The following is a 14,037-nucleotide window of genomic DNA, read 5'->3' as shown; positions in this document are numbered from 1 at the left end:
TGAGTGTCTTATGCTCTAGCGGCGAAGTGGACACGCCTCAAAGAATAAGGATTGCTTGAAGCAGTCAAACTTCTTTGGAAGCCTCCACTTCAAATTTTCGCTAGAAAATTAAGTGGGGGTAGTTCACTCCTAAATGTTCCTTGTTTGTCAAGGATTCGTTCGGCATCGGAATGAAAAAATCCTCCCGATTTTCGCGAGAAGGCGGCAAAATCGGAGGTCCAAAGCAAAGGAAAGAAAAGAAAAAAACAGCCGGACAGGGAACGGCTTCCTGTCCGGCTGGGGGTTCGTTATACGAGCGGTCCGCCGAGCTTTTCGATCGTTGGGTCGATATGAGCGAACTTTCGGAAGTTGGCGCGGAATTTTTCCGCCAGTTCTTTCGCTTTTTGTTCGTACGCTTGTTTGTCAGCCCATGTGTTTTGCGGGCGCAAGACGTCGTCCGGCACGCCGGGGACGTGCGCCGGGATGGCGAGGCCGAAGATCGGGTCTTGCACGGTTTCGACGTTGTCAAGCTCTCCTTCGACGGCGGCTTGCACCATCGCGCGGGTGTAGGCGAGCTTCATGCGGCTGCCGACACCGTACGGCCCTCCTGTCCAACCGGTGTTGACCAAAAAGACGCGGACGTTGTGCTCAGCGATTTTTTGCCCGAGCATTTTCGCGTATTCAACGGCCGGGCGCGGCAAAAACGGCGCGCCAAAGCACGTCGAGAACGTCGCTTCCGGTTCGGTGACGCCGCGTTCCGTGCCGGCGAGTTTGCTTGTGTAGCCGCTTAAGAAATGATACATCGCCTGTTCGCGCGTCAGCTTGCTGATCGGCGGCAGGACGCCGAACGCATCGGCCGTCAGGAACACGATCGTGGATGGATGGCCGGCGACGCTTGGGTCGACGATGTTTTTGATCGCTTGAAGCGGGTAGGCGGCGCGCGTGTTTTCCGTCAATGTGCCGTCATCGTAATCCGGCACCCGCGTCGCGTCGTCGAGAACGACGTTTTCGAGCACGGCGCCAAAGCCGATGGCGTCAAAAATTTGCGGCTCTTTCTCGCGCGATAGGTTGATGCATTTCGCATAGCAGCCGCCTTCGATATTGAAAATGCCGCGGCTCGACCAGCCGTGTTCGTCATCGCCGATCAAGCGGCGGTTCGGATCGGTCGAGAGCGTCGTTTTCCCGGTTCCCGACAAGCCGAAGAAGAGGGCGACGTCGCCTTCCTGGCCGACGTTGGCCGAGCAGTGCATCGGCAGGATGCCTTGTTCCGGCAGCAAATAGTTCATCACCGAAAAGATCGATTTTTTCATTTCGCCGGCGTACTCCGTCCCGCCGATTAGGACGACGCGGCGTTCAAACGAGATGATGATGAACGCTTCCGAGCGCGTGCCGTCCACAGCTGGATTCGCCTTAAAGTTCGGCGCGCAAATGACGGTGAATTGCGGTTCATGCGCGGCGAGCTCTTCGGCGCTTGGCCGGATGAACAGCTGATGGACGAACAAGTTGTGCCAGGCGAATTCGTTCACGACTTGAATCGGCAGCCGGGATTTCGGATCGGCGCCGGCAAAGCCTTTAAAGACGAACAGTTCATCTTTTTTCATTAAATAATCGAGCACTTTGTCGTACAGTTTATCAAACGTCTCCGGAGACATCGGCTGGTTGATTGTCCCCCAGTCGATCGTTTGCTTCGTTGACGGTTCTTCGACGATGTATTTGTCTTTGGGCGACCGCCCCGTGTACTTGCCGGTCGTGACGGCGACGGCGCCGGTGTGCGTCAGCCGACCTTCCTTCCGTTGCAGCACTTTTTCGACGAGTTCAGCGACGGACAGTTGGTGGTGGACGTACGGTTTTTGCAGCAAGAGATCGAGTTTATTGGTCATATTGGCAATCCCCATGTTCAAAACCTGCCTTCTTTATTAGAATCACTCTTGAAAATAGTATAACACATTTTTATTAATAGTCCATACTAATTGTGTGGGTTTTTCAAACTTTATTTTTCCCAATGTGTCGATTTCTTTGAGGAAAGAATGTTCATGACTGGAAATAATAAAAAATGAATTTCGATAGTTGACTTTGCCGATTCCATTGCGATAAGATAAGTCATTGAACGGATACTCTTATCCCGAGCCGGCGGAGGGACAGGCCCGATGAAGCCCAGCAACCGTCACAACTGTACATGTGTGAAATGGTGCTAACCTGTGGCAAGGCGCAGTCCTTGAACGATAAGAGTGAAAGGAAGCAATACGATTGCCATGACCTTTCCTCAGCCGTTACAGGAAAGGTTTTTTATATTGCGAAGCGAAAAAGGGAAATGAGTTCCGTGTCGCCACATTATGCCAAGAGGAGGAAACAAACCGAATGTCAGCCAAACGCCGCTTGTTTACTTCAGAATCTGTAACCGAAGGACATCCGGATAAAATTTGCGACCAAATTTCCGATGCGATTTTGGATGCCATCTTGGAAAAAGATCCGAACGCCCGCGTTGCTTGCGAAACGAGCGTCACGACCGGACTGGTGCTCGTGAGCGGGGAAATTACGACGTCGACGTATGTGGACATTCCGCGCATCGTCCGCGATACGGTTCGCGAAATCGGCTATACGCGCGCCAAGTACGGATTTGACGCCGATACGTGCGCAGTGCTCACGTCGATTGACGAGCAGTCGCCGGATATCGCGATGGGGGTGGACCGAGCGCTCGAGGCGCGCGAAGGTCAGATGACTGACGAGGAAATTGAAGCGATCGGCGCCGGCGACCAAGGGCTCATGTTTGGGTTCGCCTGCAATGAGACGGAAGAATTGATGCCGCTGCCGATTTCGCTTGCGCACCGCTTGGCGCGCCGCTTGGCGGAAGTGCGCAAAACGGACGTCTTGCCGTACTTGCGCCCAGACGGGAAAACGCAAGTGACGATCGAATATGATGAAAACGGTAAACCGGTGCGCGTCGATACGATCGTCGTTTCCGCACAGCACCATCCGGAAATTACGCAAGAGCAAATCCAGCGCGACATTAAAGAACATGTGATCAAACCGGTCGTGCCGGCGGAGCTGCTGGATGAGAACACGAACTATTTCATCAACCCGACCGGACGGTTCGTCATCGGCGGTCCGCAAGGGGATGCCGGGTTGACGGGGCGGAAAATCATCGTCGATACGTACGGCGGCTACGCCCGTCACGGCGGCGGCGCGTTCTCGGGCAAAGACCCGACGAAAGTCGACCGTTCGGCAGCGTATGCGGCCCGCTATGTCGCGAAAAACATCGTCGCAGCTGGCCTTGCCGACAAGTGCGAAGTGCAGCTCGCCTACGCGATCGGCGTCGCCCGCCCGGTTTCGATTTCGATCGATACATTCGGCACCGGCAAAGTGTCCGAAGACATTTTAATTGAAGTCGTCCGCAACAACTTTGATCTCCGTCCGGCGGGCATCATCAAAATGCTCGACCTTCGCCGTCCGATTTACAAACAGACGGCCGCTTACGGCCATTTCGGGCGCACGGACATCGACCTGCCGTGGGAGCGCACCGACAAAGCCGCCTTGTTGAAAGAACAAGCGTTGGCGTTGGCGAACAAACAATAAAGAAAAAAAGAGGGTGGCCTACAGGCGATAGCCGGCCGCCCTCTTTTTTATTTTTTGTTTTGGCATAGGCGTGTGCTGGGAATGGATGGCCCTGCGATCGGTGAGCGGTCGCCAACGGCCGTTTGCCTCTGTCGTTGGCCTGTTTGTGCCAGGGGACGCGCCTGCAGGGGCTTGGCGATGGGGGCAACCTTCCCGCCGCTGGCGCCGGTTAGGTCTGATTGGCCCGCTGTTGTTGCAGTACTTTGTAATACTGTCCTTTCTCGACATATTCGCGGCGGATGCGCTCCATTTCGCGGATGTCGTCTTCCGTCAGTTCGCGGACGACTTTCGCCGGCCGGCCGAGGGCGAGCGTGTTGGGCGGAATTTTTTTGCCTGGCGGCACCAAACTGCCGGCGCCGATAAACGCGCCTTCCCCAATTTCTGCACGGTCCAGAATGATCGAGCCCATGCCGATCAAGGCGTTTTTGCGAACGATGGCGCTGTGCAAAATGACTTGATGGCCGACCGTCACCCCGTCCTCAATAATAAGCGGATTGTTTGGACTTTGATGCAAAATTGAGTTATCTTGAATATTGACCCGATTGCCAATCACCGTCGGTGCTACGTCGCCGCGAATGACGGTATTGAACCAAATGCTCGTCTCTTCGCCGATGGTGACATCGCCGGTGATCGTCACATAGTCGGCGATAAAGGCGGATGCGGCAATTTGCGGTGTTTTGCCTTTGTATGGGTAAATCATGGGCGTTCGTTCCTTTCCGTTTCAAAATCGATCGTTCACCATGTATTGTACAACGCTGCGTCCAAATCGCCAACGAAAGCGAGCACGCCTAATCGGGATTGGTGAAAAATGTTTCTTTTCGCCCGATGAGTGATTGGGATAGGGAAAGAAGATCCGAATTTCACAAAACTTCTCAACGTGAGAAAAACCGTTTTTGAGCGGCTTTTTCATTTCATTGCCAACCCCTTTTATGGTTTGCCCCAGCTGCAGGGATGGCAATACTGGAAAACGAGATTGCAGGCTGTTCAGACGCGAAACGATTTTGGTTGCCGATAAGATGGAAATGCTAGGAGACGAGACCATGGTGTTTGCACCTGAGGTGAGCCGATTGAACATTCCGAAAAACCCCATCGCCTTGATGAAAACGGTGTATCGTGACGTGCTTCCGCTTGTCCACCGTGAGCTTGCCTATTGGCAGCGCCAAGCTGAGCGCATTCCTGACCCGGAATTGCGGCGCCAGGCGCTCGCGAGCATCGCCTCAAAAACGTTCCATTGCGAAGGCGGCTCCATTTTGGCGCTCTTGGCCGGAGAAAACATGGAGGATTGCATCCGCTTTATCGTTGCTTACCAGACGATCAGCGATTATTTGGATAATTTGTGCGACCGCAGCACCTCGCTTGATCCGCTCGACTTTCGCGCCTTGCACGATTCGATGCCGGACGCTTTGACGATCGGCGCGGAGCCGTCGAACTATTACCGCCATCGCCGAGAACAGGAAGACGGTGGCTATTTGCCGGCGCTTGTGCGCACGTGCCAAGAGGTGCTCGAGACGGTGCGCCATTATGAGACGGTCGCCCCGTTTTTGCATGAATTGGCCGGATATTATTGCGACTTGCAAGTGCATAAACATGTCGAAGCGAGCGAGCGGGTGCCGCGGCTGGAGAAATGGTTCGAGCAATACAAAGCCGCCTTGCCGCCGATGGAATGGTATGAGTTTTCCGCCTGCTCCGGTTCGACGCTCGGCATTTTCTGCCTTGTCGCCTATGCGTTTGGCGAATCGCTGCCGCCGGAGATGGCGAGACAAGTGCGCGACGGCTATTTTCCGTACATTCAAGGGCTGCACATTTTGCTTGACTATTTGATCGATCAAGAGGAAGACCGGGAAGGCGGCGACCTGAACTTTTGTTTTTACTATCCGAATGAAACGGTGATGCTTGAGCGGCTTTGCCATTTCATCGAAGAGGCCGACCGCCATGTCGGCGCGCTCCCGCACGGCGAGTTTCATCGCCTCATCCACCGCGGCTTGCTCGGGTTGTATTTGTCGGATGCCAAGGTGAAGAAGCAACGCGGACTGCGCCGGCTGGCGCGCCGGCTCGTCCGCGCCGGCGGGGCGGCGTCGCAGTTTTTTTACTGGAACGGCAAGGCATACCGCCTCTGGCAAGGAACACAAAAACGGCTGTCCTTTTCATAAGGGCGGCCGTTTGCTTGTATTGGCGAGGACAGCGGTTTGTTGGTGAACCGGACGGAATCAGGCGCCTCCATCTGCCCGATTCTCAAGCGCAAGCAAAAACGGCGGATCGTTTTGCCGATTGATGAATTCATATTTCAAAGCGTGGACGCGCCGTTGATCAAGAGAGCGGACGTAATCAAGGAGCGCGTCGCGTTCGCGCTTTCCTTCGGGATGACCGTGGTAGACGACAAGGACGATGACGCCGCCCGGCTTCATGACGGAAAGCAGCTGGCGGACCGCTTCGATCGTCGATTCCGGCTTGGTGACGATCTGTTTGTTGCCGCCTGGCAAATAGCCGAGGTTGAACACGGCGCCGGCGATCCGCCCGTGCACGTCAGCGGGAAGTGCGTCAAGCAGTTCACTGTGGCTTCGTTCCAACAGCGTCGCCCGCTCGCGCAGTCCGTGTTCGGCGAGGCGGGCGGACGCCGCGGCGATGGCTTCGCGTTGGATGTCAAAACCGAAAACATGGCCGCTGCCGCCGACGCGTTCCGCGAGATAGACGGTGTCATGACCGTTGCCGACCGTCGCGTCAACGGCGATGTCGCCTTCATGGACCGCTTGGTCGAGCAAAAAACGAGCAAACGGCAAAATGTTCATCAATGCCATCGGTTGGTCCTCCTTGCGATCGTTTTATCGTTGGCGCTGGCACGGATGGCAGGCGGCATCGTTGTTCTTTCGGCTTGGCCATCCGCTGCGCCGGAGCGACGAAAAGCTTTGAGTGGATCGGACGGAACGAAGGCGCCGATGTTGGCATTGTAGCAAAAACAACAGGGAAAATCGACTGCAGACCGTCGAAATGGCGTTGGCAGTCTCCAACCGTTGCCGCAGAGACAACGGCGAACATCGACGACCGAAGGGCATTTCATCGAGACCGGGTCGGCCGATTGCCGTCCATACAACAGCGGCGATCGACCGCCTGCCAATCATTGGCGTGATACGACTGCCGCGGGCGGCGCATAGTAAACATGAGGGAACATGATGAAAAGGGGTGAACACATGGCGACAAGACAATCGGTTGAAGAGTTTTTGCAGCGGTGTGAAGATGTGATCCGCTTTGCGAAAGAACAATATACCGAAGCGCAAAAGCAGGAGCATTACAACATCACTGAATATACGAACGCCCAGCAAATGCTAGAGCAAACGGTCCTTGATTTAGCGCACCTCGCCCGCAGCTGCAACGCCCAGCAGCGCGAACAGCTGCACCGGATGCGGCTCCAGCTTGAGCAGCTACAAAACGAAATGATCTTGCTTGACCGCTGAGACGAGCGGCAATTGAAAGCCCCGCCATTCACACCCGCCAAAGGGAAAGCCAAGAACGACGAGGAAACCGAAGGGAGGAGGGACACGACATGAAGCGACGCCTCAAGCAAACCAACCCGGAACAAAAAACGCGCAACGGCCAAAACAATAACGATCTCGAGCTCGGTCAAGATTTCGACCCGGTCAAGCTGGCGAAAAAGCAGTACGAACAAACGGGCGGCCAGCCGATCCGCTCCAAGCAGCGCAATGGGTGAGTCATGCCGAACGATGGGGCGGCCATCAAGCCGCCTCTTTTTTCTGTAAACATCACGCGTCGGTGAGCCGTGATGTTCATGCCAAGGTGGAGAACAAGGCCTGCTCATGAGTGGTTTCCATGAACATCACCCGTTGGTGAGTCGTGATGTTCATGCCAAGGTGGGCAGTACCGTTTGCTCATGGATGTTTTTAGGCGCTTTTTTGATTGCTTTTTTTCCTGTTTTCCCCTACAATTATTTCGGGAATCAAAAGAAAAGCGATGAAAAGGATGATGACCGATGCCCCGCGCTCTTTGGTGGCTGCTCGTCGGTATGGCGCTCAATGTAACAGGGGCGTCATTTTTATGGCCATTAAATACCATTTATTTGCATGAACAACTCGATCAGCCGCTCGCGGTGGCGGGAGCGGTGCTGATGCTCAACTCCGGCGGCAGCGTCATCGGCAGCCTGGTTGGCGGTGTTTTGTTTGACCGGATCGGCGGGTTTCGCGTTTTGTTGGCCGGAGCGGTGTTGACGATGGCCGCGCTTGCGGGGTTGAACGTTTGGCACGGCTGGCCGCATTATGCGGTGTTTTTGGCGCTTGTCGGCATCGGCAGCGGCGTCGTCTTTCCGGCGGCGTCGGCGTACGCCGGGGCGATTTGGCCCGAAGGGGGGCGGCGGGCGTTCAACGCCTTGTATGTCGCGCAAAATATCGGCGTTGCCGTCGGTTCGGCGCTTGGCGGGTTTGTCGCTTCGTATTCGTTCTCGTTCGTGTTTTTGGCCAATCTATTGCTTTATGCGGCGTTTTTGGCGATCGTCACGGTCGGATTGCGGTGCATCCCGCTTTTGCCCCCGGCGCGAACGAAACGGCCGGCAGAAGCGGAAAAAGCGCCATCCCGTGCCGTGGGCTGGGCGCTCGCCCTCCTTTGCGCCGGCTATGGACTATGTTGGTTAAGCTATGTCCAATGGTCGACGACGATCGCCGCCTATACGCGCGAGCTCGAGATACCGGTCGGGCAGTACAGCTTGCTTTGGACGATCAACGGCGCGTTGATCGTCTTGGCCCAGCCCGTGCTGTCGTGGGTGATCCACCGCTTCATGCCGGGGATGAAACGACAAACGGTGATCGGGTTTGCCATTTTCGCCGTCTCGTTTGCGATGCTGTTTGGCGCCGATTCCCTTGTTGAGTTTGCCGCCTCCATGGTGGTCCTCACCATCGCCGAAATGATCGTCTGGCCAGCGATTCCGGCAGTGGTGAACGAATTGGCGCCGCAAGGGAAGGCTGGGTTGTACCAAGGCATCGTCAACGGTACGGCCACGGCCGGACGGATGATTGGACCGGTCATCGGTGGTTGGATTGCTGACGCCTTCGGAATGAAGCTGCTCATTGGGATGCTCGTCGCGTTTGCCCTGTTGGCGGTGGCCGCATCACTTTTGTACGACCGCTGGCTGCCGAGGCCGACGGAAAAGGCGGGAGAAAAAACGGCTGCGACCATATAGGTTTCAACTTGCAATTGATCGACAAATTTTTTAAAATAATAATAAGTTTGCCATTCGAAACAACAAAGCGAACAACGGTGAAGAGGAGCAGTAGCGGGCTTGACGGACGGCAGAGAGTTGACGGATGGTGCGAGTCAACCGAAGTCGGCCCGTGAACTCGCCTCGGAGTTGCCGGCGTGAACGGTCATCGACAGCGCCGGCCGTCCATCCGCGTTAAGGAAGAAAGCGGGTGCGCCATGTGCGCGCCAAAAAGGGTGGTACCGCGGGAAGCGCGCCTCTCGTCCCTTTGCGTGGGGATGGGAGGTTTTTTTGTACATACTTTCGTCCATGATGCAAGTAGAAGCAGAATCTTGATAGGAGGAGTGCTGCGATGAGCTTCAACCACCGCGAAATCGAAAAAAAATGGCAGGACTATTGGGAGAAAAACAAAACGTTCCGCACGCCCGATGATGACGACAAACCGAAGTTTTACGTGCTCGACATGTTCCCGTATCCGTCCGGCGCCGGCTTGCACGTCGGCCATCCGGAAGGGTATACGGCGACCGACATTTTGGCGCGCATGAAGCGGATGCAAGGGTACAATGTCCTTCATCCGATGGGCTGGGACGCGTTCGGGTTGCCGGCCGAGCAGTATGCGCTCGATACTGGAAACGACCCGGCCGAGTTTACGCAAAAAAACATCGACAACTTCCGCCGGCAAATTAAATCGCTTGGCTTTTCGTACGATTGGGATCGCGAAATTAACACGACCGATCCGAACTATTACAAATGGACGCAGTGGATTTTCTTGAAACTGTACGAAAAAGGGCTTGCGTATATGGATGAGGTGCCGGTCAACTGGTGTCCGGCGCTCGGCACGGTGCTGGCGAACGAGGAAGTGATCAACGGCCGGAGCGAGCGCGGCGGGCATCCGGTCATCCGCAAGCCGATGCGGCAATGGATGCTGAAAATCACCGCGTACGCCGACCGCCTGCTTGAAGATTTAGAGGAGCTCGACTGGCCGGAAAGCATCAAGGAGATGCAGCGCAACTGGATCGGCCGCTCGGAAGGAGCGGAAATCGAGTTCGCCGTCGACGGCCATGACGAGACGTTCACCGTCTTCACGACCCGTCCGGATACGCTCTTTGGCGCGACGTACACCGTCTTGGCGCCCGAGCATCCGCTTGTGGAGAAAATCACCACGCCGGAGCAAAAGCCGGCCGTTGACGCCTATTTGAAAGAAATTCAAAGCAAAAGCGATCTCGAGCGCACCGATTTGGCGAAAGAAAAAACGGGCGTGTTCACCGGCGCGTACGCCATTCATCCGGTCACCGGCGAGCGGCTTCCGATTTGGATCGCCGACTACGTGTTGATGAGCTACGGCACCGGGGCGATCATGGCCGTGCCGGCGCACGATGAGCGCGACTACGAGTTTGCGAAAACGTTCGACTTGCCGATCAAAGAAGTCGTCGCTGGCGGCGATATCGAAAACGGGCCGTACACCGGCGACGGCGAGCATATCCACTCCGAGTTTTTGAACGGCTTGAACAAGCAGGAAGCGATCGATAAAATGATCGCCTGGCTTGAGGAACACGGCAAGGGGCGGAAAAAAGTGTCGTACCGGTTGCGCGACTGGCTGTTCAGCCGCCAGCGCTACTGGGGCGAGCCGATTCCGATCATCCATTGGGAAGACGGGACGATGACGCCGGTGCCGGAAGAGGAATTGCCGCTCGTCTTGCCGAAAACGGATGAAATCCGTCCGTCGGGAACGGGTGAGTCGCCGCTCGCCAACATCGACGAATGGGTCAACGTCGTCGACCCGAAAACCGGGAAAAAAGGGCGGCGCGAAACGAACACGATGCCGCAATGGGCCGGAAGCTGCTGGTATTATTTGCGCTACATCGACCCGCACAACGACAAGCAGCTCGCCGATCCGGAAAAGCTGAAAAAGTGGCTGCCGGTCGATGTCTACATTGGCGGGGCGGAGCACGCCGTCTTGCATTTGCTTTACGCCCGCTTCTGGCATAAGTTTCTCTACGACCTTGGCATCGTGCCGACAAAAGAGCCGTTCCAAAAGTTGTTCAACCAAGGGATGATTTTAGGCGAAAACAACGAAAAAATGAGCAAATCGAAAGGCAACGTCGTCAACCCGGACGACATCATTGAAAGCCATGGGGCCGACACCTTGCGGCTGTACGAAATGTTCATGGGGCCGCTTGAGGCGTCGATCGCTTGGTCGACGAAAGGGCTGGACGGGGCGCGCCGCTTCCTCGATCGCGTCTGGAGACTCTTTGTCACCGAGAATGGCGAACTGAACCCGAACATCGTCGACGAACCAGCGAACGATACGCTCGAGCGCGTCTATCACCAAACGGTGAAAAAAGTGACGGAAGACTACGAAGCGCTCCGCTTTAACACCGCCATTTCGCAGCTGATGGTGTTCATCAACGAAGCGTATAAAGCGGAGCAAATGAAAAAAGCATACATGGAAGGGTTCGTCAAGCTCTTGTCGCCGGTTTGCCCGCACATCGGCGAAGAACTGTGGCAAAAGCTCGGCCACACGGACACGATCGCCTATGAACCATGGCCGACGTATGATGAAACGAAGTTGGTCGAGGACGTCGTGGAAATCGTCGTGCAAATCAACGGCAAGGTGCGTTCGCGTTTGCACGTGCCGGCCGACTTGTCGAAAGAAGCGCTCGAGGAGCGGGCGCTCGCCGATGAAAAAATCAAAGAGCAGCTTGCGGGCAAAACGGTGCGCAAAGTGATCGCCGTCCCCGGCAAGCTCGTCAATATCGTCGCTAATTGATGGAAAAGCGGCCGCCCGCCTTGAGACGGCGCACGCGGCGTCAAGGAACGATCATCTTGAACCAGCTTCCGCATAGCCAGCGCAAGCGGGGAGGAATCGACGCCTTCCCCGCTGCCTTTTGTCGAAAAAGCGAGAGAAAGGGGTCGATCTGCCATGGAAGAGATCAAGGAAATCACGCCGGCGGAAGTGAAGGAAAAACTCGAACGCGGTGAAAAGCTGAACATTGTCGATGTGCGTGAAGACGAGGAAGTCGCTCTCGGCATGATCCCCGGCGCGAAGCATATCAAAATGGGCGACATCCCTGCCCGGCTTGCGGAATTCGACCGCAACGAAGAATACATTTTCGTCTGCCGCTCCGGACGGCGGAGCGAAAACGTCTGCCGCTACTTGCAAGAGCTCGGCTACCGCGTCCGCAACATGACCGGCGGCATGCTGGAATGGGAAGGAGAAACGGTGCCGAAGCGATAAGCGTTTCCGGCTCGAAGGACAGAGCATGGCGGGCCGTCATCTCAGTGATTCTGTTCTGCGAAAATCCCACATCGGTGAGTCGGGATTTGGCAAAACGTTGCCCATGGACCTTTTCCGTCAAGACTAAAATGCCGGGAAGCGTCAGCGGATGGGAAACGGATTCATCCGAACAGCCCCGTTCAGTCAAGAGGCAAAGGAATGGTTCGCTGCCGCCGGCCTTTTCAAGCGTCGGCGGCTTGCGCTTCTCTGGTCCGCCTGCGGGGGAGAAGGCTAGTGATTCAACAAGAAGGCGGCTCCCATGCCGCTTCTCAAATGGAGAAATCAAATAGGGAAACTTTCTGAATGTTGCTCTTCTCGCCGCTCAAGAAATGGTGGGTTGTCGCCGGCCTTGCACGAGCGAAAAAGCGTCCCAGTTTTTTGGGGCGCTTTTTCCATTTTGTTTTAGTACCAAAGTGTGATGCAAGAAAAAAAAGGAAGGGATATAATTTTCGGTAAAATCAGACAATTGTTCAAAGGAGGATCTCCCTGTTGAAACTCGGCGACCGCTTGAAATTCGCCCGTTTGATGAAAGGCCTGACCCAAGAAGAAACGGCTGAAGGCATTATTTCGGTTTCTTATTTATCAAAAATTGAGAACAACCAAGTCATCCCGAGCCAAGAGGTGCTCGAATGGCTGTTTCGACGGCTCGACATCCGCCTTGGCGGAAACGACACAGCGCCTTCATGGTTCGAATGGGTGATGTCGTGGTACAAGGCGATGACAAGCCGTGATAAACCTGCCGCGCAGGAACTGTATGAAACGGTCAAAGAGCGATGCGAGCAGTCTAGGGATGCCGAAGCCATGATTTATTTTCAGCTGATGCGGATCCGGTATTTTCTGCTTCTTGGTGACAAAAAGGGGGCGGAAACGGCGGCGCAAAGCGTGCGGGACTGGTATGGGTCGTTCAGTGATGACATGCGCTATTATTATTGGAAGTTTTTTGGGCTTTTATATTATTGTCAAGAAAAATATGACGACGCTTTGCATTGTTATCAAAGGGCAGAACAGTGGTTGAAGGGAGAATGGAAAACGAGCGGAGAAGAGGCCGATTTGGCTTACTTGTTGGCGCTTGCATGCAGCCGTCTGTGGAAATGGTTCCGATGCCTTCATTACGCCGAGCGAGCGCTGGCGCTCAGCCAGGTGGAATACGACTTGCGGCGGAGCGCCGAATGCCATGTGTTGTTGGCGATTTGCTACCGGCGCTGCGGGGAGATCGACAAAGCGGTTGACCATTGCCTGTTGGCCCAAAAGGCGGCGAGGATGGTGGACGATCGACGGCTTCTCGGGATTGTGGAACACAATCTCGGCCATTTGAAAGGAATGAAACGCCAATATGGCGAGGCGGTGCAACATTACGAGAACAGCTTGATATATAAAGCGGACGCCCCGCTGGATGCACGGCTCATCACGCTGTTGTCGCTCATGCGCGTGCATTGTGAGGCCAAGCATTACCGCAAAGCGTGGATGGCCGTCGAGGAGGGGTGGAAACAGCTCGAACAAGCCCCTAACGGCGCGTCCGAGCATTATGAGTATTATTTGCATTTTTCCATTTACCGGCTGCTTTTGAGCGGAGAAGACGAACCGTTGGAGCGGCTGCTCAAACAAGAGGCGATTCCCTATTTCCAAAAAAAGAAGGAGTATGACGACGCATCGTTGTATGCCGAATATTTGGCGGATTGTTATATGCGGAGGCGCCAATACAAGCAGGCGGCCCAATATTATCAGCTAAGCTGCACCCTCTTGCGAACGCAAGCCGGTGTTTGAAAGGAGGTGAAGCTTGTGAAAAAGCGGGTCATCGTGATCGTCGCTCTCGCCGTCCTTGGCCTCGCTTCGGCTTTTGGTCCGGGCATCGGGGTGAAAGAAGCGGCTAAAGATGAGCATCCGCCGCCGACGGTGATCGCCCAATAAAAAGAACGCCGGATGAACGCTTTGCCTGTCTGCGTCGGATGAGGCGGCCTTATGGCTCTTT

13 protein-coding genes, 1 riboswitch and 1 other annotated feature are annotated in these 14,037 nt (G+C 55.3%); of the genes, 10 read left to right on the top strand and 3 right to left on the bottom strand.

The features are described 5' to 3' along the window. Positions 1-287 precede the first annotated feature (287 nt). Entirely contained in the window at positions 288-1,874 is a 1,587-nt protein-coding gene (gene pckA, locus ETC05_RS05710) for a phosphoenolpyruvate carboxykinase (ATP) (RefSeq protein WP_171660551.1), read from the bottom strand. Positions 1,875-2,093: 219 nt separating this feature from the next. Next, positions 2,094-2,208, top strand: a riboswitch (SAM riboswitch). A gap of 129 nt (positions 2,209-2,337) precedes the next feature. Between pckA and metK the strand changes: the two genes are divergently transcribed. Then, on the top strand, positions 2,338-3,552 hold the full coding sequence (metK, locus tag ETC05_RS05705; RefSeq protein WP_031407575.1) for a methionine adenosyltransferase: 1,215 nt from the start codon (positions 2,338-2,340) through the stop codon (positions 3,550-3,552). 208 nt (positions 3,553-3,760) lie between these two features. Here the strand turns inward: metK and ETC05_RS05700 are convergent, their stop codons facing one another. Beyond that, entirely contained in the window at positions 3,761-4,291 is a 531-nt protein-coding gene (locus tag ETC05_RS05700; RefSeq protein ID WP_031407577.1) for a gamma carbonic anhydrase, read from the bottom strand. Between the two features lie 340 nt (positions 4,292-4,631). On the opposite strand from ETC05_RS05700, the gene ETC05_RS05695 reads away from it, so the two are divergent. Beyond that, positions 4,632-5,741: a tetraprenyl-beta-curcumene synthase family protein gene (locus ETC05_RS05695; protein ID WP_031407578.1), complete on the top strand. Its 1,110-nt coding sequence runs from the start codon at positions 4,632-4,634 to the stop codon at positions 5,739-5,741. Between the two features lie 57 nt (positions 5,742-5,798). Here ETC05_RS05695 and mnmM read toward each other — a convergent pair whose 3' ends face one another. Next, entirely contained in the window at positions 5,799-6,386 is a 588-nt protein-coding gene (gene mnmM / locus ETC05_RS05690) for a tRNA 5-(aminomethyl)-2-thiouridylate-methyltransferase MnmM (protein ID WP_031407580.1), read from the bottom strand. Here mnmM and ETC05_RS05685 point away from each other — a divergent pair. The 8 genes from ETC05_RS05685 to ETC05_RS18055 all read left to right on the top strand — a co-directional run bounded on the left by ETC05_RS05685 (position 6,380) and on the right by ETC05_RS18055 (position 13,976). Continuing rightward, complete coding sequence (locus ETC05_RS05685) at positions 6,380-6,715, top strand: hypothetical protein (protein ID WP_171660550.1); 336 nt, start codon at positions 6,380-6,382, stop codon at positions 6,713-6,715. The genes mnmM and ETC05_RS05685 overlap by 7 nt on opposite strands. 61 nt (positions 6,716-6,776) lie before the next feature. Next, positions 6,777-7,040, top strand: coding sequence for a YtzC family protein (locus tag ETC05_RS05680; protein ID WP_031407582.1), 264 nt, complete (start codon positions 6,777-6,779; stop codon positions 7,038-7,040). 89 nt (positions 7,041-7,129) lie between these two features. Then, positions 7,130-7,294 carry a hypothetical protein gene (locus ETC05_RS05675; RefSeq protein WP_031407584.1) on the top strand — a complete coding sequence of 55 codons (165 nt, stop codon included), beginning with the start codon at positions 7,130-7,132 and terminating at the stop codon, positions 7,292-7,294. A 279-nt stretch (positions 7,295-7,573) separates the two neighbouring features. After that, on the top strand, positions 7,574-8,773 hold the full coding sequence (locus ETC05_RS05670; RefSeq protein ID WP_171660549.1) for an MDR family MFS transporter: 1,200 nt from the start codon (positions 7,574-7,576) through the stop codon (positions 8,771-8,773). A 68-nt stretch (positions 8,774-8,841) separates the two neighbouring features. Further along, positions 8,842-9,062 (top strand) — a binding site (T-box leader). Between the two features lie 81 nt (positions 9,063-9,143). Further along, positions 9,144-11,561: a leucine--tRNA ligase gene (leuS, locus tag ETC05_RS05665; RefSeq protein ID WP_171660548.1), complete on the top strand. Its 2,418-nt coding sequence runs from the start codon at positions 9,144-9,146 to the stop codon at positions 11,559-11,561. 153 nt (positions 11,562-11,714) lie between these two features. Continuing rightward, complete coding sequence (locus ETC05_RS05660) at positions 11,715-12,029, top strand: rhodanese-like domain-containing protein (protein ID WP_031407587.1); 315 nt, start codon at positions 11,715-11,717, stop codon at positions 12,027-12,029. 528 nt (positions 12,030-12,557) lie between these two features. Next, the gene (locus ETC05_RS05655) at positions 12,558-13,832 is read left to right on the top strand and encodes a helix-turn-helix domain-containing protein (protein WP_171660547.1); all 1,275 of its coding nucleotides are present in this window, start codon (positions 12,558-12,560) and stop codon (positions 13,830-13,832) included. A 15-nt stretch (positions 13,833-13,847) separates the two neighbouring features. After that, positions 13,848-13,976, top strand: coding sequence for a hypothetical protein (locus ETC05_RS18055; RefSeq protein ID WP_256371102.1), 129 nt, complete (start codon positions 13,848-13,850; stop codon positions 13,974-13,976). Positions 13,977-14,037 lie beyond the last annotated feature (61 nt).

Source organism: Geobacillus sp. BMUD, assembly GCF_013096845.1.
GTDB classification, from domain to species: domain Bacteria; phylum Bacillota; class Bacilli; order Bacillales; family Anoxybacillaceae; genus Geobacillus; species Geobacillus vulcani.
Note: the sequence above shows the minus strand (reverse complement) of the source record. Positions and strands in the feature narration are given on the sequence as shown.

Excerpts from the sequence above, each read along its gene's own strand:
- pckA (WP_171660551.1), bottom strand. The coding sequence starts at position 1,874 with ATGGGGATTGCCAATATGACCAATAAACTCGATCTCTTGCTGCAAAAA.
- metK (WP_031407575.1), top strand. The coding sequence starts at position 2,338 with ATGTCAGCCAAACGCCGCTTGTTTACTTCAGAATCTGTAACCGAAGGA.
- ETC05_RS05700 (WP_031407577.1), bottom strand. The coding sequence starts at position 4,291 with ATGATTTACCCATACAAAGGCAAAACACCGCAAATTGCCGCATCCGCC.
- ETC05_RS05695 (WP_031407578.1), top strand. The coding sequence starts at position 4,632 with ATGGTGTTTGCACCTGAGGTGAGCCGATTGAACATTCCGAAAAACCCC.
- ETC05_RS05685 (WP_171660550.1), top strand. The coding sequence starts at position 6,380 with ATGCCATCGGTTGGTCCTCCTTGCGATCGTTTTATCGTTGGCGCTGGC.
- mnmM (WP_031407580.1), bottom strand. The coding sequence starts at position 6,386 with ATGGCATTGATGAACATTTTGCCGTTTGCTCGTTTTTTGCTCGACCAA.
- ETC05_RS05680 (WP_031407582.1), top strand. The coding sequence starts at position 6,777 with ATGGCGACAAGACAATCGGTTGAAGAGTTTTTGCAGCGGTGTGAAGAT.
- ETC05_RS05675 (WP_031407584.1), top strand. The coding sequence starts at position 7,130 with ATGAAGCGACGCCTCAAGCAAACCAACCCGGAACAAAAAACGCGCAAC.
- ETC05_RS05670 (WP_171660549.1), top strand. The coding sequence starts at position 7,574 with ATGCCCCGCGCTCTTTGGTGGCTGCTCGTCGGTATGGCGCTCAATGTA.
- leuS (WP_171660548.1), top strand. The coding sequence starts at position 9,144 with ATGAGCTTCAACCACCGCGAAATCGAAAAAAAATGGCAGGACTATTGG.
- ETC05_RS05660 (WP_031407587.1), top strand. The coding sequence starts at position 11,715 with ATGGAAGAGATCAAGGAAATCACGCCGGCGGAAGTGAAGGAAAAACTC.